Annotated in this window: 23 protein-coding genes; 12 read left to right on the top strand and 11 right to left on the bottom strand. The window is 62.8% G+C overall.

Annotation, left to right across the window (positions count from 1 at the left end; all coding sequences use genetic code 11):
* Nucleotides 1-5 precede the first annotated feature (5 nt).
* From HV798_RS08870 to HV798_RS08850, 5 genes are all read left to right on the top strand, one after another.
* Nucleotides 6-1,187, top strand: coding sequence for an acetyl-CoA C-acetyltransferase (locus HV798_RS08870; protein ID WP_025140008.1), 1,182 nt, complete (start codon nucleotides 6-8; stop codon nucleotides 1,185-1,187).
* 289 nt (nucleotides 1,188-1,476) lie between these two features.
* Nucleotides 1,477-3,084, top strand: coding sequence for a carboxyl transferase domain-containing protein (locus HV798_RS08865; RefSeq protein ID WP_025140009.1), 1,608 nt, complete (start codon nucleotides 1,477-1,479; stop codon nucleotides 3,082-3,084).
* A gap of 56 nt (nucleotides 3,085-3,140) precedes the next feature.
* Nucleotides 3,141-5,186: an acetyl-CoA carboxylase biotin carboxylase subunit gene (locus HV798_RS08860; protein ID WP_175195767.1), complete on the top strand. Its 2,046-nt coding sequence runs from the start codon at nucleotides 3,141-3,143 to the stop codon at nucleotides 5,184-5,186.
* A 129-nt stretch (nucleotides 5,187-5,315) separates the two neighbouring features.
* A complete protein-coding gene (locus HV798_RS08855; RefSeq protein ID WP_025140013.1) occupies nucleotides 5,316-6,548 on the top strand; it encodes an MFS transporter in 1,233 nt (410 codons plus the stop codon).
* A 143-nt stretch (nucleotides 6,549-6,691) separates the two neighbouring features.
* The gene (locus HV798_RS08850; protein WP_175195765.1) at nucleotides 6,692-7,453 is read left to right on the top strand and encodes an SDR family oxidoreductase; all 762 of its coding nucleotides are present in this window, start codon (nucleotides 6,692-6,694) and stop codon (nucleotides 7,451-7,453) included.
* A gap of 72 nt (nucleotides 7,454-7,525) precedes the next feature.
* Here the strand turns inward: HV798_RS08850 and HV798_RS08845 are convergent, their stop codons facing one another.
* From HV798_RS08845 to HV798_RS08835, 3 genes are all read right to left on the bottom strand, one after another.
* Entirely contained in the window at nucleotides 7,526-7,840 is a 315-nt protein-coding gene (locus HV798_RS08845) for a helix-turn-helix domain-containing protein (RefSeq protein WP_175195763.1), read from the bottom strand.
* On the bottom strand, nucleotides 7,837-8,175 hold the full coding sequence (locus tag HV798_RS08840) for a type II toxin-antitoxin system RelE/ParE family toxin (protein WP_175195761.1): 339 nt from the start codon (nucleotides 8,173-8,175) through the stop codon (nucleotides 7,837-7,839). The genes HV798_RS08845 and HV798_RS08840 overlap by 4 nt, the downstream gene beginning before the upstream one ends.
* Before the next feature lie 385 nt (nucleotides 8,176-8,560).
* Nucleotides 8,561-9,325, bottom strand: a complete 765-nt coding sequence (locus HV798_RS08835) for a sulfite exporter TauE/SafE family protein (protein WP_175195759.1) — start codon at nucleotides 9,323-9,325, stop codon at nucleotides 8,561-8,563.
* 113 nt (nucleotides 9,326-9,438) lie between these two features.
* Here HV798_RS08835 and HV798_RS08830 point away from each other — a divergent pair, with 113 nt between their 5' ends.
* From HV798_RS08830 to HV798_RS08810, 4 genes are all read left to right on the top strand, one after another.
* Nucleotides 9,439-10,770, top strand: a complete 1,332-nt coding sequence (locus HV798_RS08830; RefSeq protein ID WP_175195757.1) for an aminotransferase-like domain-containing protein — start codon at nucleotides 9,439-9,441, stop codon at nucleotides 10,768-10,770.
* 142 nt (nucleotides 10,771-10,912) lie between these two features.
* Nucleotides 10,913-11,497 carry a cysteine hydrolase family protein gene (locus tag HV798_RS08825; RefSeq protein WP_175195755.1) on the top strand — a complete coding sequence of 195 codons (585 nt, stop codon included), beginning with the start codon at nucleotides 10,913-10,915 and terminating at the stop codon, nucleotides 11,495-11,497.
* 268 nt (nucleotides 11,498-11,765) lie between these two features.
* Complete coding sequence (locus HV798_RS08815) at nucleotides 11,766-12,656, top strand: hypothetical protein (RefSeq protein ID WP_217481159.1); 891 nt, start codon at nucleotides 11,766-11,768, stop codon at nucleotides 12,654-12,656.
* 72 nt (nucleotides 12,657-12,728) lie between these two features.
* Nucleotides 12,729-13,496 (top strand): hypothetical protein, encoded by a 768-nt coding sequence (locus HV798_RS08810; protein WP_246288631.1) that lies wholly within the window; start codon nucleotides 12,729-12,731, stop codon nucleotides 13,494-13,496.
* A 2-nt stretch (nucleotides 13,497-13,498) separates the two neighbouring features.
* On the opposite strand, the gene HV798_RS08805 is transcribed toward HV798_RS08810, so the two are convergent.
* From HV798_RS08805 to HV798_RS08795, 3 genes are all read right to left on the bottom strand, one after another.
* The gene (locus HV798_RS08805) at nucleotides 13,499-14,113 is read right to left on the bottom strand and encodes an ABC transporter ATP-binding protein (protein ID WP_025140024.1); all 615 of its coding nucleotides are present in this window, start codon (nucleotides 14,111-14,113) and stop codon (nucleotides 13,499-13,501) included.
* Nucleotides 14,114-14,497: 384 nt separating this feature from the next.
* On the bottom strand, nucleotides 14,498-14,926 hold the full coding sequence (locus HV798_RS08800; RefSeq protein WP_175195753.1) for a CopD family protein: 429 nt from the start codon (nucleotides 14,924-14,926) through the stop codon (nucleotides 14,498-14,500).
* A gap of 3 nt (nucleotides 14,927-14,929) precedes the next feature.
* Complete coding sequence (locus HV798_RS08795; RefSeq protein WP_175195751.1) at nucleotides 14,930-15,241, bottom strand: DUF3817 domain-containing protein; 312 nt, start codon at nucleotides 15,239-15,241, stop codon at nucleotides 14,930-14,932.
* A 296-nt stretch (nucleotides 15,242-15,537) separates the two neighbouring features.
* Here HV798_RS08795 and HV798_RS08790 point away from each other — a divergent pair, with 296 nt between their 5' ends.
* On the top strand, nucleotides 15,538-16,494 hold the full coding sequence (locus HV798_RS08790) for a GlxA family transcriptional regulator (RefSeq protein WP_175195749.1): 957 nt from the start codon (nucleotides 15,538-15,540) through the stop codon (nucleotides 16,492-16,494).
* Nucleotides 16,495-16,585: 91 nt separating this feature from the next.
* On the opposite strand, the gene HV798_RS08785 is transcribed toward HV798_RS08790, so the two are convergent.
* The 4 genes from HV798_RS08785 to HV798_RS31920 form a co-directional block, all read right to left on the bottom strand.
* Nucleotides 16,586-16,918, bottom strand: coding sequence for a hypothetical protein (locus HV798_RS08785; RefSeq protein ID WP_175195747.1), 333 nt, complete (start codon nucleotides 16,916-16,918; stop codon nucleotides 16,586-16,588).
* A gap of 614 nt (nucleotides 16,919-17,532) precedes the next feature.
* Nucleotides 17,533-18,030, bottom strand: a complete 498-nt coding sequence (locus tag HV798_RS08780) for a hypothetical protein (RefSeq protein ID WP_175195745.1) — start codon at nucleotides 18,028-18,030, stop codon at nucleotides 17,533-17,535.
* Entirely contained in the window at nucleotides 18,027-18,326 is a 300-nt protein-coding gene (locus HV798_RS08775) for a hypothetical protein (RefSeq protein WP_175195743.1), read from the bottom strand. Before HV798_RS08775 ends, HV798_RS08780 begins: the two co-directional genes overlap by 4 nt.
* 962 nt (nucleotides 18,327-19,288) lie before the next feature.
* Complete coding sequence (locus HV798_RS31920; protein WP_425486131.1) at nucleotides 19,289-19,528, bottom strand: hypothetical protein; 240 nt, start codon at nucleotides 19,526-19,528, stop codon at nucleotides 19,289-19,291.
* Nucleotides 19,529-19,732: 204 nt separating this feature from the next.
* Here HV798_RS31920 and HV798_RS08770 point away from each other — a divergent pair, with 204 nt between their 5' ends.
* A complete protein-coding gene (locus HV798_RS08770; protein WP_175192238.1) occupies nucleotides 19,733-22,474 on the top strand; it encodes an nSTAND1 domain-containing NTPase in 2,742 nt (913 codons plus the stop codon).
* A gap of 255 nt (nucleotides 22,475-22,729) precedes the next feature.
* Here the strand turns inward: HV798_RS08770 and HV798_RS08765 are convergent, their stop codons facing one another.
* A complete protein-coding gene (locus HV798_RS08765; RefSeq protein WP_175192239.1) occupies nucleotides 22,730-23,923 on the bottom strand; it encodes an acetylornithine transaminase in 1,194 nt (397 codons plus the stop codon).
* Between the two features lie 212 nt (nucleotides 23,924-24,135).
* Between HV798_RS08765 and HV798_RS08760 the strand changes: the two genes are divergently transcribed.
* Nucleotides 24,136-25,101, top strand: coding sequence for a Bug family tripartite tricarboxylate transporter substrate binding protein (locus tag HV798_RS08760; protein ID WP_175192240.1), 966 nt, complete (start codon nucleotides 24,136-24,138; stop codon nucleotides 25,099-25,101).
* Nucleotides 25,102-25,113: the final 12 nt, after the last annotated feature.

Genomic DNA, 25,113 nt, shown 5'->3' with positions numbered 1-25,113 from the left:
TAGTCATGTCAGATCCCGTTGTTATCGTTTCCATCGCCCGCACGCCCATGGGCGGCATGCTGGGCAGCCTGTCCGGCCTGGCCGCGCACGAGCTGGGCTCGGTCGCCATCAAGGCCGCCGTCGAACGCGCGGGCATCAAGCCCGAGCAGGTCGAAGAAGTCATCATGGGCAACGTGCTGCAGGCCGGCCAGGGCCAGGCGCCTGCCCGCCAGGCCGCGCTGGGCGCGGGCCTGCCGCTGGGCGTGGCGTGCACCACCATCCACAAGGTGTGCGGTTCGGGCCTGAAGGCCGCCATGTTCGGCCACGACCTCCTGGCAGCCGGTTCGGCCAACGTCATCGTCGCGGGCGGCCAGGAAAGCATGAGCAATGCCCCCTACCTGCTGCTCAAGGCGCGCCAGGGCTACCGCTTCGGCCACAACACCGTGTATGACCACATGGCGCTGGACGGCCTGGAAGACGCCTACGACAAGGGCAAGGCCATGGGCGTGTTCGCCGAAGACTGCGCCGCCAAGTACTCGTTCACCCGCGAGCAGCAGGACGCCTTCTCGCTGGAATCGCTGCGCCGCGCCCGCGCCGCCACCGAAGACGGCACCTTCAAGTGGGAAATCGCCCCCGTCACCGTGGCCGGCCGCAAGGGCGACACCGTGATCGACACCGACGAGGCCCCCACCAAGGCCATGCCGGAAAAGATCCCCACCCTCAAGCCCGCCTTCAAGAAGGACGGCACCATCACCGCCGCGAACTCGTCGTCGATCTCCGACGGCGCCGCCGCCATGGTGCTGATGCGCGCGTCCACCGCCGAGAAGCTTGGCGTCAAGCCGCTGGCCCGCATCGTGGCCCACAGCCAGCACTCGCAAGAGCCGGGCTGGTTCACCACCGCCCCCGTCGGCGCGCTGAAGAACCTGTTCGCCAAGACCGGCTGGAAGGCCGAGGACGTGGATCTGTACGAGATCAACGAAGCCTTCGCCGTGGTCACCATGGCCGCCATGGCCGACTTCAAGCTGCCGCATGAAAAGGTCAACGTCCACGGCGGCGCCACCGCCCTGGGCCACCCGATCGGCGCGTCCGGCGCCCGCCTGATGGCAACCCTGGTCGGCGCGCTGCGCAAGACCGGCGGCAAGCGCGGCGTTGCCACGCTGTGCATCGGCGGCGGCGAAGCCGTGGCCATGGCCATCGAAATGGTCTAAGCACGGCCCCACGACGCTGATATGTCCGCCCTGCCCAAATTTTCGGCAGGGCGGGGCCTTCAGCGTCGTGGACTGCCCGCCTGGCGGGCATGCATTCCGCTGCGCCTTTCCGGCATGGCGCTGTCCGCGGCGGGTCGGCCGCGGGCCGTGCAGGAAGGGCGCACAGGAATGCATACCGAAGACCGATAAGACATTGACAAGAAACGCCCGGCCCACCGGGCAGCGAGACAAACCGCTCTCACCCAGAGAGCGCCTTCAAATTCCAATCAAGCAGGACGGGTGGAACCCCATGCCCATCATCGAATCCCGCATCAATCCGCGGTCGCAGGACTACACCGACAACGCCCGCGCCATGCAGGCGCAGCTGGATGACCTGGCGCAGCAGCTGACGCAGACCGCTTTGGGCGGCAGCGAAGCCTCGCGCGCCAAGCACGTGGCGCGCGGCAAGCTGCTGCCGCGCGACCGCGTGGAACAATTGATCGACCCGGGTTCACCGTTCCTGGAACTGTCGCCCATGGCGGCGCACGGCATGTACGACGGCGACGCCCCCGGCGCGGGCGTCATCACCGGCATCGGCCGCATCGCCGGCACCGAATGCGTCATCGTCTGCAACGACGCCACGGTCAAGGGCGGCACCTACTACCCGATGACCGTCAAGAAGCACCTGCGTGCCCAGGAAATCGCCGCGCAGAACCACCTGCCGTGCGTCTACCTGGTCGACTCGGGCGGCGCCAACCTGCCGCAGCAGGACGAAGTCTTTCCCGACCGCGACCACTTCGGCCGCATCTTCTACAACCAGGCCCAGATGTCCGCGCAGGGCATCGCGCAGATCGCCGTGGTGATGGGGTCGTGCACGGCCGGCGGCGCCTACGTGCCCGCCATGAGCGACGAGTCCATCATCGTCAAGAACCAGGGCACCATCTTCCTGGGCGGCCCGCCGCTGGTGAAGGCCGCCACCGGCGAAGAAGTCAGCGCCGAAGACCTGGGCGGCGGCGACGTGCACACGCGCCTGTCCGGCGTGGTCGACCACCTGGCCGCCAACGACATGCATGCGCTGCAACTGGCGCGCGGCGCCGTGGCCCGCCTGAATCGCAAGAAGCCCGCGCCGCTGGCCACCGTGCCGGTGCGCGAACCGCGCTTCGACCCGCAGGAACTGAACGGCATCATTCCCGCCGACACGCGCAAGCCCTACGACGTGCGCGAAGTCATCGCGCGCATCGTCGACGGCTCGGAATTCGATGAATTCAAGGCCCGCTTCGGCCCCACGCTGGTCACCGGCTTTGCCCACATCCACGGCATGCCGGTGGGCATCGTCGCCAACAACGGCATCCTGTTTTCGGAATCGGCGCAAAAGGGCGCGCACTTCATCGAGCTGTGCGCCCAACGCAAGATTCCGCTGGTGTTCCTGCAGAACATCACCGGCTTCATGGTCGGGCGCAAATACGAAAACGAAGGCATCGCCCGCCACGGCGCCAAGATGGTGACCGCGGTGGCCACCGCCGCCGTACCCAAGTTCACCGTGCTCATCGGCGGCTCGTTCGGCGCCGGCAACTACGGCATGTGCGGCCGCGCCTATTCGCCGCGCATGCTGTTCATGTGGCCCAACGCCCGCATCTCGGTCATGGGCGGCGAACAGGCCGCCAGCGTGCTGGCCACCGTCAAGCGCGACGGCATCGAGGCGCGCGGCGGCAAGTGGTCGGCAGACGAAGAGGCCGCCTTCAAGGCGCCCATCCGCGAGCAGTACGAACACGAAGGCCACCCGTACTACGCCACCGCCCGGCTGTGGGACGACGGCATCATCGCCCCGGCCGACACGCGCCGCGTGCTGGGCCTGGCCCTGTCGGCCGCGCTGAACGCGCCCATCGAAGACACGCGCTTCGGCGTCTTCCGGATGTAGGGCGGCGCCCCCGCCCCACGACGCGTTCACGACGAATTCCAGCCAGGACCACATTCATGTTCGACACTTTGCTGATTGCCAACCGCGGTGAGATCGCCTGCCGCGTCGCCGCCACCGCCCGCCGCCTGGGCATCCGCACGGTTGCCGTGTACTCGGACGCGGACGCCAACGCCCGCCACGTGGCCGCCTGCGACATCGCCGTGCACATCGGCGGCCCGGAACCGCGCGCCAGCTACCTGCGCGCCGACGCCATCCTGCAAGCCGCGCGCGACACCGGCGCCGGCGCCATCCACCCCGGCTACGGTTTCCTGTCGGAAAACGAAGCCTTCGCCGAAGCCGCCGAAAAAGCCGGCATCGCCTTTGTCGGCCCGCCCGCATCGGCCATCGCCGCCATGGGCAGCAAGTCCGCCGCCAAGACCTTGATGGACAAGGCCGGCGTGCCGCTGGTGCCCGGCTACCACGGCGACAACCAGGACCCGCAGTTCCTGAAAGAGCAGGCCGACGGCATCGGCTACCCCGTGCTCATCAAGGCCAGCGCGGGTGGCGGCGGCAAGGGCATGCGCGTGGTCGAATCGTCGGCCGCGTTCCTGGACGCGCTGGCGTCCTGCCAACGCGAAGCCGCGTCCAGCTTCGGCGACGACCGCGTACTGATCGAACGCTACCTGCAAAAGCCGCGCCACATTGAAATCCAGGTGTTCGCCGACACGCACGGCAACTGCGTCTACCTGTTCGAGCGCGACTGCTCGGTGCAGCGCCGCCACCAGAAGGTCATCGAAGAAGCCCCCGCGCCCGGCATGACCGAAGAGCGCCGCCGCGCCATGGGCGAAGCCGCCGTTGCCGCGGCCCGCGCCGTGGGCTACGTGGGCGCTGGCACGGTGGAATTCATCGCCGAGCCCGACGGCCGTTTCTACTTCATGGAAATGAACACCCGCCTGCAGGTCGAGCACCCGGTGACCGAGATGATCACCGGCCACGACCTGGTCGAATGGCAGCTGCGCGTGGCCGCCGGCCAGCCGTTGCCGGCGCGCCAGGAAGACCTGCGCATCCAGGGCCACGCCATCGAGGCCCGCATCTACGCCGAGAACCCCGACAAGGGCTTCCTGCCGTCGATCGGCACGCTGGCCTACCTGGGCCTGCCGGCCCACACGGCGTTTGCCAACGGCGATATCCGCGTCGATGGCGGGGTGCGCACCGGCGACACCATCACGCCGTTCTACGACCCCATGATCGCCAAGCTGATCGTGCGCGGCGCCGACCGCGACCAGGCCCGCGCCCGCATGCTGCAAGCGCTGGCGCAGACCCAGGCGGTGGGCGTGCAGACCAACGTCGCCTTCCTGTCGCGCCTGATGCGCGACAGCGCCTTTGCCGCGGCCGACCTGGACACCGGCCTGATCGAACGCCAGCGCGCCACGCTGCTGCCCGAGCCCGCGCCCGCCGACCCGTTGGCGCTGGCCTTGGCCACGGCCGCGGTGCTGGTACGCCAAGGCCTGGCGCAGTCGCATGCCCCGGCCACGGCCCCACGCCCCGCCGACCCCTGGGACGCCCGCGACGGCTGGCGCCTGGGCAACCGCTACCAACGCACGCTGCAATGGATCGACAACGGCGAGACCCGCCACGTGGTGGTCACGCGCCAGGGCGGCGACTGGACCCTGGACAGCGGCGCCGGTGCGCAGCCGTTCACCTGGCGCGTGCAGGCCGACAACGCGGCCGGCACGCCGGGTTTCGTCCATGACGTGCGCGTCACCCTGGGCGGCCTGGAAAGCGCCGGCACGGTAGTGCTGCACGCCGACAAGGCCCACGTCTTCGGCACCGGGGACGCCGGCGGCGCCCACGTGCTGGACCTGTACGACCCGCTGGCGCACGCCCAGGACACCCAGGGCGAGCACGGCGGTGGCCTGACCGCCCCCATGCCGGGCAAGATCATCTCCATCGCCGTCAAGGCCGGCGACAGCGTCACCAAGGGCCAGCCGCTGCTGGTGATGGAGGCCATGAAAATGGAGCACACCATCTCCGCGCCCGCCGACGGCAAGGTCGAAGAACTGTTCTATGCCGTGGGCGACCAGGTCACCGAGGGCGCGGAGCTGGTCTCCATCGGCGCCTGAAGGGTTCCGGGGCCCTTCCGAGCCCCTGCAAGACCCTGCGGCCGGCTGGCGCTTTAGTTTCGCGTCAGCCGGCTGTTTATAGAATGGCGGATTCCGGCGCCGCCCGCGCCTGCCGCGCGTTCTTCCCCGATGCCTGCCCCAGACTCCCCCAGTCCGCTGTACCGTCCCGCATTCCTGCATTTCCTGTCCGCGCGCATCGGCGCGTCGCTGGCCTTCCAGATCGTCTCGGTGGCGGTGGGCTGGCAGATCTACGCCCTGTCCGGCAGCGCGCTCGACCTGGGCCTGATCGGCCTGGCGCAGTTCCTGCCCATGGCGGCCCTGACCCTGGTGGTGGGGCACGTGGCCGACCGCTACGACCGCCGCAAGATCGTCGCCATCTGCATGGCCATCGAAACCCTGGCCACTCTGCTGCTGGCCATTGCCGCGCTGCATGGCTTTGGCGGCAAGCCGCTGATCTACGCCACGCTCATCATCATGAGCTCGGCCCGCGCCTTCGAATCGCCCACCCTGTCCACCCTGATCCCCGCCGTGGTGCCACGCGAATGGCTGCCGCGCGCCACCGCGCTGTCCTCGTCGGCCGGCCAGATCGCGCAGATCGCCGGCCCGGCACTGGGCGGCATCGGCTACGGCCTGGGCGCCGGCTGGATCTACTGCGTCGCCGCGGCGCTGTACCTGTGCGGCTTCGCTTCTATCGCCAGCATGTCGATCGACCGTGCCCCCCCGCGCAAGGAACCCACCACCTGGCGCACCCTGTTCGCCGGCATCACCTTCATCTTCCAGCGGCGCCTGCTGCTGGGCACGCTGTCGCTGGACCTGTTCGCCGTGCTGCTGGGCGGCGCCACGGCCTTGCTGCCGATCTTTGCCAAAGACATCCTGGATGCCGGCCCCTGGGCGCTGGGCGCGCTGCGCGGCGCCCCCGCCTGCGGCGCCATGCTGATGTCGCTGACGCTGGCCCGCCTGAGCCTGGGCGAACACGTAGGCCGCCTGCTGTTCGGCGCGCTGATGCTGTTCGGACTGGCCACCACCGTGTTCGGCCTGTCCACGTCCATTCCGCTGTCGATCGGCGCGCTGGTCGTGCTGGGCGCGGCCGACGCCATCAGCGTGGTCGTGCGCTCGTCCCTGGTGCAGCTGAATACTCCCGACCACATGCTGGGCCGCGTCAGCGCCGTGAACACGCTGTTCATCGGCGCGTCGAACCAGCTGGGGGAATTTGAATCCGGCGTCATGGCCGCGCTGTTCGGCGCGGTACCGGCGGTGGTGATCGGCGGCGTCGGCACCATGGCGGTGGCGGGGCTGTGGATGCGGCTGTTTCCTGAACTGAGAAAGCTCAAGAGCCTGCACGGCGATTCAGCGCCGGTCTAGCTAGCGCCCTTCGCAGCAGGCGGCTCCGGCGGCCGCTTGGCGCCGAGCGCATTATCCTATTGCCACGCAGTACGCAGTGAACGCGCGGGGGTAACGCTCGATCGACCTTCGCGGCATCCTCTCATCACGAAAAGGTTCTTGCCATGACAGCTACTTCCCAGGCCCCGTTGATCCTGATCACAGGCGGCAGCCGCGGCGTGGGCGCCGCTACCGCGCGCCTGGCCGCCGAGCAGGGCTACGACGTCGCCATCAGCTTTGTCTCGAACGAGTCTGCCGCGTATGACGTCGCCGCACACGTCGAAGCCCATGGCCGCCGCGCGCTGGCCGTGCGTGCCGACAGCGCCGACCCCGGCCAGGTCACCGAGCTGTTCGCCGCCATCGACCGCGAATTCGGCCGCATCGACGTGCTGGTGAACAACGCCGGCATCATCGCGCAGCAATCGCGGCTGGAAGACCTGGGCTACGAGCGCATGCAACGCATCTTCGCCGTCAACGCCATCGGCCCCATCCTATGCGCCCAGCAGGCCATCAAGCGCATGTCCCAGCGCCACGGCGGCCGCGGCGGCGCCATCGTCAACGTGTCATCGGGCGCGGCGCGGCTGGGCAGCCCCAACGAATACGTCGACTACGCCGCATCCAAGGGCGCGCTGGAAACCTTCACCATCGGCCTGGCCAAGGAAGTGGCGCGCGAAGGCATCCGCGTGAACTGCGTGCGCCCCGGACACATCTACACCGAGATGCACGCCAGCGGCGGCGAACCGGGCAGGGTGGACCGAGTGAAGGATTCGATCCCGATGGGACGCGGCGGTCAGCCTGAGGAAGTGGCGCGCGCGATCCTGTGGCTGGCGGGTGCGGAAGCGTCGTTTGTGACGGGGACGTTTTTGGATGCGACGGGGGGGAAGTGAGGGGAGAGCTAACGCAGAGCGAGGAAACCTAGAGCAACGACGTCATTGAGCGGCGAACTGGCGCCGGGCTCCTCACACTGCCGCCAGCCGCTCTACCGTATCTGGAAACTTTTCAACCAGACGAATCAGCAATGCCGCCTGCGCGTTCGGCTTAGCGCGACCTTGCTCCCAGTTTTCCAAGGTGCGGGGATTCGTGCGTAGATAGTGGGCGAATACTTGCCTCGATAGATGCAGGCGCTCACGCAAAGCCAGCACCTCTTCAGCTGTCACGTCAGGTGCTGGATTCACTTCCAACTTATGCGTGCGTAAAGTCTGTTTTCCTTCGCGAGCACTCGATAGTGCATCGATGCCTTCGGAAAGCTCCGCATATAGATTTCGCTTCTTCATCTCCTGGCCTCCAGTTCAGCACTCAACATATTCTTAAACGCCTTTTTTTCCTTGGCGTTCAAATCGCTCATTTCATCCTTGTCGTATAGCGTGAACAACCAGAATTGCGAACCACCGTCCCACCAGTAGTAAATGACCCGCAAACCGCCGCGCTTACCCTTGCCGCGCCGCGTATCGCCGAAGCGTAGCTTGCGCAGGCCACCTGTGCCTTCGATCACGTCGCCAGCTTCGGGATTCTTCATCATGGTGTGTTGCAGGCTAAGAAAGCCGTCATCATCCAGATAGTCAGAGCGGTAACGGGAGAAGGCGGGGAGTTCAACGAACAAAGCTCTCATATAAATGTACGCAAGTTGCGTATAAAAATCAACCGACACGAAATGATGTGCGGGATCTACGCCCAATGGAGAAACCAGCGCTAGGCTGATGAATTAGCACGCACCAGCGCCTCGTTGCCTGAAATGCGCTCGCTCCATCATTGTGGCGAGACTTATCGTGCGGCTACGCGCATGAGCCCGGATATCGGACGATCGGAATGATGGGTACACCCCTACCGTATCGGGATTCGCTCAGCCAAATCCAACGAGTTGCGGCGTCTACTGACTGACGTGCCTCTCCAATCAGCCTAGGAATAGGAGAATCAGCTCAATTCAGCTCACCGGTTGAGCTGAATTGAGCTGAATTGGGTTCGAACTCCAAAACACACCGCGAGCAACGGCGCCTTCATCCCCACCCCATCACCCCCGCCACCCCATCCCACAACAGCTTCACCGCCGTCACCACCAGCAAGCCATAGCAAGCCCGCACCATCTGCGTCTGATTCAGCCGATGGTGCAGCCGCCACCCCGCCCACACCCCAAAAAACGCCGCCGGCAGGCAGATTGCCACCAGCCCCCAGAACCCCGCCGTCAGTTCCCCCACCGCCAGCCAAGGCCCCGCCTTGAGCAAGTTGCCGATGGTGAAGAACATGCTGGTCGTCCCGCCATACATTTCCTTGGACAGGCCCAATGGCAGCAGATACATGGCCAGCGGCGGCCCGCCCGAGTGCGCCACCATCGTCGTGATGCCGGACGCGCTGCCGGCCAGCAACGCCTTGTTCTTCGAGCGTGGGCGTTGGCCCGCCACCGCGCCGCCACGCCACCACAGCCAGGCGAAGAGCAGGGTGGTGACGGCCATCAATATCTCGACCACGTGCCGGTTCACGTGGCGCAGCACGACATAGCCAGCCACCACCCCCACCAGCAACCCTGGCACCAGGTACGCCAGGTCGGGCCGCGACCACGTGCGCGGACGCCAGTACCTGAACGCGTAGAAATCGGTCGCCACGAAGATCGGCGCCAGCAGGCTGCCTGCCTTGATCGGGTCCATCACCAACGCCAGCAAGGGAATGCCGATGATGGCGAAGCCGCCACCGAACGCCCCCTTCATGAAGCCGATGACACCGACCGCGACGACGGATACCGCGATGACCTGAAAACTGAAATCCATGATTGAGAACCGCTGACGCTGAAGATCGGATACGCACCGCCCGGTGCGTTGTGCGACGCCATCCTAGGCCCGATAATCGACGCATCCAAATAATCGTCATGGATACGCTTTCCGTGCCTCTGTCCCGCTACAAAGAAGTGGTGGATCGCCTGGCGTCCGACATCCGCGCCGGCCGCCTTCGCCCTGGCACGCGCCTGCCCACGCACCGCGACCTGGCTGCCAGCGAAGGGCTGGCGCTGGCCACCGCCACGCGCGTCTACGCCGAACTGCAGGTGATGGGACTGGTCAGCGGCGAGTCCGGCCGCGGCACCTTCGTCAAGGAAGCGCTACCGCGCGGCCACGGCATTGACCTGCGCGCCTGGAATGACGACACCACCGAACTCACCTTCAATTCCCCGACCCTGCCGGGCCAGTCCGACCTGTACCGCACCGCGCTGCGCCGGCTGGCCGCCAAGGGCGATGCCGATGCGCTGCTGCGCTATCGGCCCCACGGCGGCAGCGATGCCGAACGGGCGGTCGCCGCAGCCCATATGGCGGCCCGAGGCGTACCGGCATCCGCGGACTCAACCTTGCTGGTCAGCGGCGCACAGCATGGCTTGACCATCGCTGCGATGGCCTTGTTCGAACCGGGCGATGTGGTGGCCGTCGACGCGCTGACGTACCCCGGCTTCAAGCTGGCGGCGGAATTCTCGCGATTGGAACTGGCGCCCGTGCCGGCAACGCCAGACGGCATGGATCTGGATGCCCTGGCGGACCTGTGCCGTCGTCGGCGCGTGCGGGCGGTCTACACCATGCCCACCCTGCACAATCCGCTGGGCTGGGTCGCCAGCGACGCGTGGCGCGAAGCCTTGGCGGTCATCATTCGCCGGCACGCGCTGATCCTGATCGAAGACGGCGCCTATGCCTTTCTGGCGGAACACGCGCCGCCGCCCCTCGCGGCAAGAGTGCCGGAAGCCACCGTCTACGTATCCAGCCTGTCCAAGAGCGTGGCCACGGGCCTGCGCGTGGGCGCCATCAGCGCGCCGCCCGCCTGGGTGCCCCAGTTGGAACGCGCCATTCGCGCCACGACCTGGAACACGCCTGCCACCATGACGGCCATCGTCTGCGGCTGGATCGAAGACGGCACGGTCGCCCGGCTGGAAGCCGAGAAGCGGCGCGACGCAGCGCAGCGCCAACGCATCGCCGCCGAGATCCTGGGCAGACTCGGCCCCGTCAGCCATCCCACGTCCTACTTCGTCTGGCTGCCGCTGGCGCAAGAAGTGCGCGCCGACGCCATCGCGATGGCCTTGATGCTAGAGCGGATCTCGGTCTCTACCGCGCATCCCTTCGCCGTCACGCACGTGCCGCACGCCATCCGCCTGGCGTTGGGGTCGGTGGGGCTGGATGACCTGCGACGGTCGTTGACGGCAGTGGCACGCGTCATCGCGGACCAGACCGACCGTTAGCACCCGGGTAAAACCCGTAGGCGGCCCGCTGTGCCACCGCCCCGTTTCCCCCTTATGATCAATAACGCGCCGGCCCTGCCACCCGCGGCCGGCCGCCAGAACGTCACCCCCGTTCCCAGGACCTTCCTATCGGATACCCGCCATGTCCTCACGCGTTGAATCCGGCCATACCCTCGTGCCGGCAAAAACCGCCTTGCTGGTCATGCACTACCAGACCGACATCACCACGCTGTTCCCGTCGGTTGCCCCCACCTTGCTCGCCAACACGCGCCAGCTCTGCGATGCCGCGCGGCGCGCCGGCATTGCCGTCTATTTCGCCAAGATCCACTTCAGCCCCGACTACCCCGAGGTCAGCCCGCTGAACAAGAACGGGCAGGGCATCAAGCAGATGGGTCTGTTCACCGACGACGAAATCTCGCCCGAACTGGGCCGGCAGATCAGCGAACCCGTCATCATTGCCCACCGCGCCAGCGTGTTCTTCGGCACCGACCTGGAACTACGCCTGTCCGCACAGGGGGTCGATACCCTCATCATGGTTGGCATCGCGTCTACCGGCGTCATGCTGTCGTCCATCGCCTACGCCAGCGACGCGGACTTCCAGCTCTACACAGTCAAGGACTGTTGCTACGACCCGGACCCAGTCGTGCACGAACATCTGTTTGCCACGGCCTTCGCCTCGCGCACGCACGTGCTGTCGCTGGATCACGCCTTGTCGTTGCTGGCCTGACGACGCGTCGGCGCAGGCCGATATCAACGGCCGGCACCGGCCCGGCGCTCCGTGAGCCATGCCCAGCTCTTGCAGTCCGACACAATTGGCAAACTGCTGTCCGACGCGTAACCGGGCTGCCCACTAACATGGCGCCGCAGATTGCGCCAAGCCGCTGGCGGTACTGACGATCCAGGCCGTCTCCCGGGAGGGGCACCCTCTTGCAACCCAATGCAAGGGCAGGCAAGCACAAGGCGCTTTTCACGAGTCCGACAAGAAGATATCCAACATGCACACCCGTCTGAACGCCCGCTTTTCCGCCCGCCTGCGCACCGCCGTGGCCGGCCTGTGCGCTGCCACGCTGGCCGCCGCATTCGCCCCTGCCGCCCACGCCGCCGAGCCGGCCGCCCCCAAGCTGGACGTCGCCCAGGCCGCCGCCGTGACGCCGCCCGACGGCCCCACCGTCCTGTACTTCATCTACCAGATCGACGGCAAAGGCGCCGATTCCTATGAGGTCGCCAACGGCAGCGTCGCCACCTACTGGTTCGGCCACGCCTTCGACCTGGATGGCACCCGTTATTTCACCGGCTTTGCCTGGGACACCCGTGAAAAATACGGCAAGCCCGGCGAAGACGACGTCGGCCCCGACACCCAGGTCAACCTGGCCGAGGCCACCTTCACCCTGACCGGCTCGTCGCCCGAACGCCCCTGGAAGTTCCGCGGCATGGAGCACACGATCGGCCAATTCGGCGCCTACGAGCGCCCCGAAAACGTCGACACCCGCCGCAAGCCCCTCGAATACCGCACGCCCGCCGGCAAGCTGGTGCTGGCCGTGCCCACCGAAGGCTTCGAGAACGGCGTCAGCTTTGAAGGCTACGCCCTGTTCGTCTTCAACATCGGCCCGCGCGACGAGATCAAGGAAAACGTCTGGACCTACGTCGGCAGCATTCTCACCGGCGACGACAACGCTGCGGCCTGCGACGGCGGCGACGTCATGCCCTGCGCCACCCGCAGCGGCAAACTGGGCTTTGCTGCACAGGCCGGCAGCGACATGCCCCGCCTGACCGTCACGCCCAGCGGCACCATGATCACCGGCCCGGGCAAGACCCGACCGCTGAGCGCAGCCGACACCGTCACCTACGTCTACGACGCGGCCACGAAGAAGTACGCCGAGAAGTAAGCCGACAAGCAAGCCGAAAGGCGAGCCGCAAAGATCCCATCGCAATGCCTGCGGCCAGTACCGCGGCTTGCGATGCATAAGGCCACTTATGCCGACCCACGCATCGACCTGAACCAGCCAATGCGCGAGCAAACGATGCAGAAAATCGAAGGCGCGGCATTCCAGATGGCCCATGACAAGGGCCAATCCCACTTTCAAGACCTGCATCTGCACGACTGCACGTTCGACAACTGCAGTCTGTCGATGGTGAAGATTCCCGCACGCATGTCGCGGGTGCAACACGTCCACCTGTCCGGCTGCCGCGCCGTCAATTCGATGATCATGCCCTGCGTGTTCGAAGACGTGGTGGTGCAGGACCTGACCACCAACCCCATCCTGCTCGTGTGGGCCTCGTTCTTTCGGCGCGTGAAACTGGTTGGCAAGATCGGCAAGATCAACCTCAACCTCACGCCCGAAGCCTTCTGCCAGGACGCCTCGCGCCTGGCGCAGTTCGACGCCGCCCGCGCCGCGTTTTACGCCGACACCGACTGGGCCCTGGACATCAGCGACGCCAAGCTGCTGGGCCTGCGCTGCGAAGGCGTGCCCCTGCACCTGATCAAGCGCGATCCGCAGACCCAGGTCATTTTGGACAAGCGCGGCCGCTATCCCGGCCACCAGGCCTTGGACAAACGCTTTGCGCAGGCCTTTCCCGTCGCTGACAGCGTGCTGAGGGGATTCGACGAATCCGACCGCCCCGCCATGCTGATGGCCGCGTCGCTGGCCGCGCCCAAGAAGCGGCGCGACGAAGAGCTGGGCGCGATTGCCGAGCTGCGAACGTTGGGATTTCTGGAAGACGCTTGACGCTAGCGCAGCGCCGCGACTTCAACCGAGCGGGCGCCGCACGCCTGCACCAGTTCGGGATCATGGCTGGCGAACAGCACCACGCGATCCTTGGCCCAGGTCTTGAACACATCGGCCAGCACATTGCGCGCCGCCGTATCCAACCCGTTGCTCGCGCCATCGGCAATCACCACCGCCGGATGCCCCAGGTTTGCCGCCGTCAGGTAAACCTTGCGGCGCGTGCCCGTCGACATCTGCTCGAAGCGCTTGTCCAGGTGCGGTTCCAGGCCCAGGCGGCGGGCCAGGTCTAGCGTGGCGTCGTCCAGCGGCACACCTTTTTCGGCGGCCACCTGCTCAAGCAAGCCGCGGCCCGTCTGCATCGGCGCCGTCAGGCAGTTGTCGGGCACATAGGCCAGCCGGGCACGAGCTGCTTGCGGCGCATGGGTCAACGAATGGCCGTCGATCCAGACGTCGCCGGCATCCGGCGCGATCACGCCCGCGATGATGCCCAGCAGGCTGGACTTGCCCGTGCTGTCTTCTTCGCACAGCGCCACGCAGCCCGGCGGGAACGTGTGCGTCAGGCCCTGGAAGACGAGATAGTCGCCGTAGCGCTTGGTGAGGTTTTCGATGCGTAGCATGCGGGCAAGTTTACGCAGGAATACTGTGCGCGGCCAGATCGACGGGTCTTCGGACAGAGCTAATCGCGTGACAGTGCGCATACCCGCCCGCACGGGCGGATCAGGGCCGCCTGTTCACCGCGGGGGTAGTAGATGGGTGCCAGGCCGAAGCAGCAGAACGAGTTGCTGCGGTGAGTCATCCGCGCAAATACACCTGGTTTTTTGCCGGTTTATTTTCCAACTGGGAGGTCTATATTTCATTGATTTTTCAATGCCGTAGACGATCCTAGCCGAATCGTATTTGCCGATTATTCTGCCAGTATTGAGCGATTGTTCGGTCCTCTTTTTGCAGGGTCCATAATTTTCGGCCCGCACTGGCCATGCGCTCGCGCGCCCAGGCCCGCGTCAGAACGGCTTCACCACCACCAGCAGCACAATCAACACCGGCGCCGTCAGCACCACAGGCAATAGCCGTCCGCGTCCCACCTCGCCCGCATCCCCCGCCGCCTCGGCCAAACGCCGCAGCCGCCCCGCCTGCATGCCATGCACCGCCGCCAAGCCCAGCACCAGCGCCAGCTTCACCGACAGCCACACGCTGCCAAACCACTCCGCGCTGGTCGCAAGATACACCCCGCTGGCCAGCGCGCCCACCATCGCCGGCGTCGTCAGCATGCGTTCCCACTTGCGCAGCAAACGCAGCCGCGCCAGTTCCTGCGGCAACGCCGGCCCCGGCAGCTTGTCGGCCGCCGCCAGCACGAACGCCTGCACCACCATCCCCGACACCCAGAACAGCACCAACACCACGTGCAGCGACTTGATCAGCAGATACGCCATCGCCTACCCCCGCACCGTGCGGCCCAGCGACCGCGCAATCACAAAGCCGCCAAACGGCACCACCGTCGCCACCAACGTCCACACCAGCCGCTTGCGCGGCCAGCCCTGCGCCGCCGCCACATTGCAGGCCAGCGCGAGGTAGACCATGAACGCCACGCCGTGCACCGGCCCCACCCACGACACCACATTCGGCACACCGGCCAGGTGCTTGAGCGGCACCGCAATGCCCAGCAGCACCAGCAGCGTCACGCCTTCCAGCATGGCCGCCCACTTGAACAGGGCAGGGGTTGAGGGGTCGGGGTCTTTCAGTGGCATGGCGGTTGTGGCTTGTGATGGGACCAGCCGCATTGTCGGGGGTGGCGGCATTGACGGCCATTGGCCAAAATGCCAATCTTCGAAAGAAATCGGCCAAGTGGGTTTTATCGGTGGATGCGTCGGCCGCTGTCGTCCAAAGTGGGGCTGGCGTCCTTATCCGGCGGCTATTGCCGCCTCAAGGGGGCCTGGCGCCCAGATTCGCCTGTCCCTGCCATCCCAAACGGGTCTGGCCCTCTGCTCTGCCGGCCCCTGCCGTCCCAATTGGCCCTCCAGCGCAACCCTTCGGAACTTGATGCATGCCCAAGCCAGCTCCCCACCGCGTCGCCGTCCTCGCCTTTGACGGCCTGGTCGCGGGCGACCTCGCCATGCCTTGCGAGATCTTCCAGCTTGCCGAAACGCTGGACGGAGGTTTGCCGTACCAGGTCGACGTCTGCGCCAGCCGGCCGCGGGTCAAGACCCATGCCTACGACCTGCACGTTCGCGCGCGGCTGGACGTGGCGCGTGCGGCGGATACCGTTGTCATTCCCGGGTTGGCAGACCCCAGGCAAGACATACCGAAAGACATCGTGGACGTCGTGCGACACGCCCATTCAGCGGGCGCGCGGATTGCCTCCATCTGCACGGGCGCGTTCGTCCTGGCCGCCAGCGGCATCCTAGACGGCCTGAAGGCCACCACGCACTGGAAAGCCGCCGACCTGTTGGCACAGCGCTATCCGAAGATTCAGGTAAACCCCAATGTGCTGTTCGTCGACAACGGCCAGGTGCTCACGTCCGCGGGCGCGGCGGCCGGCATGGATCTGTGCCTGCACATGATCAAGCGCGATCACGGCACGGCCGTCGCGGCCAATAGCGCGCGCTTGGCGGTGGTGCCGTTGGAACGCGCGGGCGGTCAGGCGCAGTTCATCGTCAGGCCGACGCCGACATCGCATACGGATCTGACGCAGTTGCTGCATTGGATAGAGGGCCGGCTGGGCGAGAACCTGACCGTACGCGCGCTGGCCGACCAGGCTGCGGTCAGCGTCAGGACGTTGAATCGGCGGTTTCAGGAACTGCTGGGGGTGAGTCCGCTGCAGTGGGTGATCCAGGCCAGGGTGAATCGTGCGCGGGGGATGCTGGAGACGACGGACCTGCCGGTGGAACGGGTCGCGATGGAGGTGGGGTTTGGATCAGCGGTGTCGCTGCGGGAGCATTTCTTGGGGATCGTGGGGACGAGCCCGATGATGTATCGACGGGCGTTTCGGAAGGTGGGGTGAGCGGTTGGGTGGCGGCTGGTATGACGGATCGAAGATGACGGCTGGGGCTTGATGCGTGTTGCGTTGTCAGGCCCAAGCCGTCACAGCAGACCTACTGCATCGACCTGGGCGCGTCGTGGGTAGGGCAGCTGAAACTTGCATCATCCGCGCAGGCTCGCGCCGATTCCAGCAGGGCGTCGGTCAACGTGCCCACATGAGCACACAGGCCTTCTACGCCGCCCATCAATGCAGCGACGGTCCATGCATCCAGCGGCTGTGCGCCGGTCGCGTCAGGCTCAGAAGCGCTGTTGCCGACGAGGCGCGCAATGGTCTCGATCGCGAAGCGGGCGCGTTCGATGTTGTAGAGCGGGGCAAGGGGAACCAGGCCGTGTTCAGGATCAGTGTCGATTAGCCACGGGTTTTGGGTGAGGGGGTGGGATTGCATGAAAGGCTCCAAAGACTGATGAAGCCCGCTCCCCACTTCCAAATGGGGTGGGCGGGCACGAGGCAAGGTTGGAAGACCGGCGTCTTTGGAAACCGGCGTGCGCGAACGCACCCTCGCCAAGGCCCGCCCATAGGGACGTGCAAAGGCGCTCGGACATGAAAAAGCCGCCAGAACGGCGGCAGTCCGCCAAAGACATTGCCGGCTTCCAAACCGGGCTACCGGTGGTGCGGTAGTGGGGAAAGTATACGGCGATGACGTTAGACGTACGAGTGATGCGAGACAAATTAGCTGCACGAGTAAAGTGGCCCACACGGGACAGCACCCCCCTTTACCGCCTACTTGCGCATCAAGCTACGTCAGGTCAGCCTTCATACTGCAAGCATCCGGCGTAGTAGCCACTCCGCACCCCAGCGCCCTATTTTTTGCCCGATTCGAGCCTATTGAAGTCGTCTACAAGCGGCAACTTAACCGGCTCTGCAAAAAACAAACGGAAAATATTAAATCCAACAGGATTCTCACGGATCATGCCGAAATATTAACGTAATTCTGACGCCCGAGCTAAGCTCAGTTGGAAAAATAGGCGAACCCATAGCTTGGAAAAACTTCCTCTCAAGTCATTCCAAACTCTCCCATTCCTTGTAAACATTTAAAATTGGTTTATAAGAAGAGGTTATGGGATGAAAATGTTCTTGAAGATCTTTATTTTCTACCAAATTGCGAATCTCATTTCTATAGGTCTTTTTAAAACGTTCTTTATCAAGTTTTTCGTCTACGTATTTCGAACACGCATCATCATACGTATTGATTAAAGTTTGAATGGCGGCTTCAAAACTTTTTTTGTACGAGTCCAAAGTGATTGCATTTTCAACAGTAATGGTCTCACTTTGCTTTTGAGATAAAAATGGAGCCATGATTACAGCTATGTCATTGACCTTAGTCTTGGCATTTTCAATAGCTTGTCGAATTTCGAGCTCTATCATGCCATTTTGCAATTTCAGATTCGCCTTTGCTGCCCCGTTCGCCGCAGAAGAGGATTTCCACGCAAAAATCGCCGAAACAAAAGAAACAAGAAGACTTAAGCTGGCAATAATATCACTAGTTTCGATTGTCATTTTGCATACGCCTGTTTCATTGCACTAATAACATCCAAAATACTGCTGTTATCTGAAGCAGTAATGCTTTTTTCAAAAGTTTTAAATTCAATACTCTCAGCTGAGTATCGCGTATTTTTCGCTTGAAGCTCAAGCTCCTCAATAATACGGAGCTTATCTTCCGTGGTTAGCGCAGCCTGATTTTTTGAAAAAACCAGGCTATCCAACTCCGCCTTGATACTTTGGATTGCTGCATACTTATCTTTTGCAGCCAGCAATTTCTCCAAAAAGTAAGCAGCTCTTTGTTCTGTAGTCATGGATGCCAACGTCTTCACCTTAATTAGAGGATTGGCTTACAGCGGATTGTAAGCAAGAGCACATTTGTATCTCTTTGATACTCATATGTCAAGATGAGTGTAGACTTTATCGGAACCACAACCGCTTCACTTTCTTCAGTCTTCAAGTATTTCAGCTAACGGTGAAATCCAGCTTAAAAAGATTAGTTTGAACCTGAGGAATCAAAGAAATTATCCGAGAAACTTATTTTTAATCAATGACTTGCTGTGTGAGCTGGGACCTGCAGTCACTCTTGTAAATGATCGAGGTGTACGTAGCCGCAGTCCTCAATCCCTCATGGAGCTGATAAATAGAATCGCGGTTTTGCGTCTTCTAGGTCTCGCAGGCACGTCACCCCCCACCTATGCATCAACGATAGATTTCATAATCAAACAGAGCCCACTAATTGGTGCACTGCTATTCATGCCTTCGTATGCCCTTCGAGATGTAGGCAGTTCCCCCTCAGAAGTGGCTAGCAGGTGATTGATGTATTAGTGCCAAATTAAGAGTGTCAAACTACGGTTTCGCCCTCGAAAGTTCAGTCTGGACTAACCCGGATTTCTCGGGCCGGGCGGTTAAGTAGCTCGCGCACTCATGGCTATGGAAGACCTGATAGTGTGTTAACTCGTTCTCCTGGTTGCTAGAGATGCTCTCCGCTACCGTGCTGTCGTAGGAACCGCCTTTGGCGCTCGTGCTGATGGCAATACCGTGCTCGGCCAGCAGTCCGTAATATCGTGCAGAGCTGTACTGAACACCGCGGGCACTGTGGTTGATCAAGCCCTAGCCGCGTTGCGCGTGGCAATAGCCATTTGCAGTGCACTGATAAGCAGATTTCGATTGACCGTTTCCACCATGCTCCAACCGACCAAGTAAAGATTGAACAGCACCGCCATATATGGCCCGCCTGCCCGCTTCGGAACGACCGTGATATCCCCGCACTTTATTAAGGCATAGCACGGTGAGCGGCAACTGCAGATGGTTGGATGCCGGTCTGAGCAGCGAGTGTTTTCCCAAACCAGCGGAGCCGTTGCTCGCGCAGTGCCTTGACATCTGCTTGGCTCTTTAATCGCACGACCCGGTGCTTGGCGCAAGCGATCCCATTGGTATTGAGCACAGGCCAGGCTCTGTCAGCCCCGTACGCCTCCCGGTTGGCGTGATGCGTGCATTCAATGACCGCTAGCAATCTGGCGTCCCCTTGCGCATGCTCGCATGGCAATCGACGCAGCCAATCGTGGAAATAGAAACAATAAAAAGGTGTCAGACTACAGTTTTCGCTCGAGGGACGATTCGGCAACTTGACAGCTCGCGATGCCTCAAGAATGGTCCGCCTCTGGGATAGAGGTTGCTCTCGCTTACACTCTACGCAAAGCTACAGGAGAAGAGAAGGATGACCGAGTCAGTTCCAATTCTGGATATCGCTGCGCCTCAACTGGTTATCGTTGCTGAGGGCGAAACTTCTGGCGCACAGTCCAATGCGCGTGGCCACTTGTTCGAGCAGTTCATCGCACGCCTATTTCAATCTCTAGGTTGCGAGTCACCCTCCGCAAGCTCACTCAACGTCAAGCAGAATGGCTATGAGTTGGATGTAGCTATGCGCATTGCGTTGACCGGCGAACCTGCTATCGCCGAGTGCAAGGCCTATAGCTCGCCTCTGCCCTCTCACGCACTGAGCGCCTTCTATGGCAAATTGCACACGGAGCGCCTCGATTCGCCTGAGACGCGAGGCTGGTTTGTAGCGATCCCCGGTCTGACCTCCGACGGCCATACTCTGGCGCGTAGGCTGGAGAAGGGCGACACAAAGTTTCGTCTTTTGACTGCGACAAATATCTATGCACTTGTGCAGGAGCGTGGATGGGTCGAGCCTATACAAGAAGACGAGTCAACCACGCTTTCGGATCACGCAATATTGATCTCGGTGCACGGCGTAGCTGCTCTCGCCAAGCAAATCGACCGTTCGACTCGATTGCCGATACGGGTCTTAGTGAGCCGTTCGAGCGAAGCAGTCTCCCAACCAGAGTTACGTCTGCTCGCCATGTCCGACTATGCCGCCGGTTTGGACGTCTACGATATACACGTACCGAGAACCGAGGACGTGCATGCAACTCCCAGCGAGGCGATAACGCTGGTCACGGTGTTTGGAAGCCGGGAAGACTTCGAATATCAATTTCCGGCTTCACCTGCGTATTTTGTTGGCCGTGAGTCGTTGCTTGCACAGGTCCGGCGTGCTTCGGACGAGAATCGTGATCGCGGAAGTTCCATTGTCTTGAATGCGCAGTCAGGATGGGGAAAGAGCTCACTCGCCTTACGAATCGCTCACGAAATAGAGCGCGGAGGTGGCTCTTCTATCGTCTTTGATTCACGCACTGCGTCATCCGTACCATTTGTAGCTTCTGCACTTCGCCGAGCGCTGGAAGAAGCTAAGAACTCCAAATTACTGCAACTTCCTGCGGACGCCTCATTTGCATCGTTACAGAGTGCTGTACGCACGCTACAGTCATGTCAGTGGATGAGGCGCGCACAGTTGCTCATTTTCTTCGATCAGTTTGAGAACGTTTTTCGTGATCAGCGCCTGACGCAAGAGTTCAGGGACTTAGTCCTTGCCGTTCGGGAAGTCACGTCGCCGGTAATGCTCGGTTTCTGCTGGAAAACAGATCTTGTCGGAATGACGGAAAACTACCCCTATCGGCTTCGGGACGAAATACGAAGCGTTTCTCTCGTGCTCAATGTCGAGCCATTCGGTCCGAAGGATGTAAACACTCTTCTTGGTCGATTGGCCAAGGCGGCCGGCCATGATCTCTCTGCGGATCTGAAACAGCGGCTGCGAGAATACTCGCAAGGTTTGCCCTGGCTCTTGAAGAAGCTAGCAAGTCACATCCTCAAGGAATTGCAGAGCGGAACTTCCGAAGAAGCACTTCTGGCTGATTCACTGAATATTGAGAGCCTGTTCCAACAGGATCTGGCAACTCTAGAAGCCCGGGAACAGGAGGCACTCCGTACGATTGCGCGCGAAGCGCCTGTTCTCGTGTCTGACATAGTCGAGCGTGTTCATCCAGGCGTCATTCAGTCGCTTGTTGATCAACGCTTGGTCGTACGTGTCGGCGAGCGAATCGACGTGTACTGGGACACCTTCCGGGAATTCCTGATAACGGGAAAACTGGCGGTGGAAGACACTTATATCCTACGCCTTCGCGCTGCTTCAACCAGCAAATTGCTGCAGTTGATTGTTCGCCAAGGTGGCGAAGCGACAGTGCAGGAAGCTACGGCCAGTCTATCAACAACGCAGCACGTGATCTTTAACAGTTCACGCGAGTTGCGACTCTTGGGAATTTTGTCCCCGAGATCGGGTGTCCTCATGCTGTCGGAGCAATTTAGAGGACGAGAGCCGAGAGAGGCCGAAATACGCGAGCGAGTCGCTCGATCGCTCCGGCGCCACGCCGTTTTCGGGAAGGTCCAGCAACTGATCTCTACTTCGGCAAAGGACGAGACTTCGATCGATGCCTTAGCGGCCGAAATGCCAGCACTGTTTCCTGCGGTCGCAGCAACGCCAAAGACCTGGCGTCTCTATGCGTTCGCCTTTGGTACTTGGCTCGATTACAGTGGCCTTTTGCGACTGCGGGGACAAATGCTGTCTTCGGCCGACACGGGGAGCAAGGTAGCGTTGCTTGCTTCAATTGAGTCACATCGACGCGGCAAGACTTTCCCTCACAGCCGACCCGATGCTTCGCTCGCCTACCTCCGATCACTGCGAGCATCGCAACCGACCGAGTTGACGAAATCGGTACATCAGAAAGTGTTGACTGACCTATTTGTTCTCGGTGTCCTGGACGTGAATGGTCTCCTAGTCGATGACCAGCACGAGTTGATCGATAAATTGGCCTCCGAACCGCCTGACGCAGCCGCGATAAGACAAGTTCTCATGCGAGTGCCCGGCGGAGCCGAAGCGCTGGCCCAATTGACCGCAAACCCAGCAGCCAGGCCCGAATTGATTGGCACCACACTTCGCGACGCGTTTGGCCTACCGTGGGCATCCAGCACTACGAAGATGGCCGGTAATAAATTCCGCGCCTGGGCTCGATCAGCGGGCGTCTCAGTTATGAACCTACCCCGAAGACCGGTGGGCGCGCCCTAACACGACTAGCCCGCAGTCGGTTAGGGACGGCGACCGGGGGGAGCTAGAGGGCAGCTACGCAGCGGGCGGGTATATGACGACATTCCAGTATTCTGAAAATCTCTCGACTTACTTGCCTGAAAGCAACCACAGGCCAATGTCAGCTTGTGGCCGAAAGCGGGCTTTAACTCATTGCCGACGCTACATAAATAACCATGTAAACAAAAACAAGGGTCGCAAAATGCGACCCTTGTTTTATCTACCATCAAACTCCAATCAAGCCTTACGCACCTGCGCAATCAACCCATCCAGCTGCGTCAGCATCGTCTCAATCTCCTCACCCGTCACATTCAACGCCGGCATAAAGCGCAGCAAATTCGGACGCGGCGCATTCAGCAGCAACCCGGCCGGCGCGAGGTTACGCGCAGCTTCGACGATCGCGGGGCCGTCGTCCCGGTCCATGATCAAGGCACGCAGCAGGCCCATCCCACGCTCGCCCTTCATGCCGTACTTGGCCGACAGCGCCAACAGCCCTTCCGACAACTGCTTGGCACGCGCATTAACCGACTCCATAAAGCCAGGCGCAGCCAGCGCATCAAACACCGCCACACCCACCGCAGCCATCAACGGATTGCCGTTATACGTACCGCCCTGGTCGCCGTGCGAGAACACGCAGACTTCCTGACGCGCCAACAAAGCCGCTAGCGGCACGCCGCCGCCAATGCCCTTGGCCAGCGTCATGATGTCCGGCACCACATCCGACTGCTGATAAGCGAACATCGTGCCCGTACGGCCCATACCCGTCTGCACTTCATCCACGATGAACAGCAGCTTGTGCTCATCAGCCAGCTTGCGCAGGCCCTGCATGAATTCCTTGGTGGCAGGGATGACACCAGCCTCGCCCTGGACGGGTTCGAGCATGATCGCGACGGTCTGGTCGTCGATCAGCGCGCGCACCGATTCCAGATCATTGATCTCGGCCTTGGGGAAACCTTCGACCTGCGGCGCGAACATCTTGTCCCAGCCCGGCTTGCCCGACGCGGACATAGTCGCCAGCGTGCGGCCGTGGAAGCCGTGGTTCATGGTGATGATCTTGTAGGCGCCTTTCTTGTTGACCTGGCCCCATTTGCGAGCGAGCTTGATGGCGCCTTCGTTGGCTTCGCCGCCGCTGTTGGCGAAGAAGACGCGGTCAAACACCGATGCGCCGGTCAGGCGCTGGGCCAGCTCGATGGACGGCAGGTTGTAGAACGCCGGGGACGGGTTCATCAGCAGCTTGGACTGGTCGAGCAGGGCTTTCTGCATTTCCGGGGCGCTGTGGCCCAGGGTGTTGACGGCCCAGCCCTGGACGAAGTCCAGGTATCGCTTGCCCGCGTGATCCTCCAGCCAGGATCCCTGGCCTCGCACGAACACGAGGTCCGGGCGGGAGGTGATCTCCATGAGGGCGTTGACGTTGAACTGGCTGAATTCCATGGCGGTTCCTGCGGAATGAGAGAACAGGGGTTGAAAAAGGGTGGGAAACGCTAAAAGGTGAATTTAGCACCGGCGGGGGAATGCTATCGTGACGCACCCCCAGCCGATCCGCCCCAGGGCCGCCCCAAAAGGGCCGCCAGCGCGGGGCTCTCTATTTTATGCAACAGGCGCGGCCCTGCGCGGCGCCTTCTGTCGCTTTTTACTGACCGATCATGACAAGAATTCTTTCCAGTCTCGCTGCCGGCCTGGTGCTGGCCGCGGCCGCGACCGCGGCGCATGCCGAGTATCCCGACCGTCCCATCCGCCTGATCGTGCCTTTCCCGCCGGGGCAGGCCACCGACATTTTTGCCCGCGCCCTGGCCGAAAAGCTGGGCACGGCGCTGAAGCAGCCCATCGTGGTGGAAAACCGCGCAGGTGCCGGCAGCAATATCGGCATGGAGCAGGCCGCGCGCGCGACGCCGGACGGCTACACGCTGGTGATCGCGGGCTCTGCCGCGGCGGTGAACCAGACGCTGTACAAGACCATCAACTACAGCCTGACGAACGATTTCGCGCCGGTGTCGGGGGTGTTTTCGGTGCCGCTGATGTTCCTGGCGACGCCGGCATCGGGCATTACGTCGCTCAAGCAACTGGTGACGCAGGCGCGCGCCAATCCGGGCGAGCTGGCCTACGCCAGCGCGGGGATCGGCGGCACGCAGCATCTGTCGGCCGAGATGTTCAAGGCGGCGGCCAATATCGATATCCGCCACATTCCGTACAAGGGCAGCGGCCCGGCGCAGGCGGATTTCCTGGGGCACCAGGTGCCGCTGATGGTGGATTCGGTGACGGCGGGCCTGCCGCACGTGCAAAGCAAGAAGGCGGTGGCGCTGGCGGTGACGACGGCCAAGCGCCTGCCGCAGCTGCCGGACGTGCCGACGGTGGCGGAAAGCGGTTATCCGGGTTTTGAGGCGATTGGCTGGGCGTCGGTGCTGGCCCCGCGCGGCACGCCGCCGGCGGTGACGGGCTATCTCAGCCAGCAGATCGGCCATGTGCTGAGCACGCCGGAAATGCAGAAGTTCTTCCGTGATCGCGGCGCAGAACCGATGCCGCTGACGCCCGAGGCCACCGGCACGTTCATTGCCGGCGAGGTCGACAAGTGGGGCAAGGCGGTGAAGCAGTCCGGCGCGCAGGTGGATTGATCGGCCGCTGAA

The sequence above is a fragment of the Achromobacter deleyi genome (genome assembly GCF_902859705.1).
In the GTDB taxonomy this organism is placed as follows: Bacteria; Pseudomonadota; Gammaproteobacteria; order Burkholderiales; family Burkholderiaceae_B; genus Achromobacter; species Achromobacter deleyi.
This window is presented reverse-complemented; position numbering and strand designations above follow the sequence as displayed.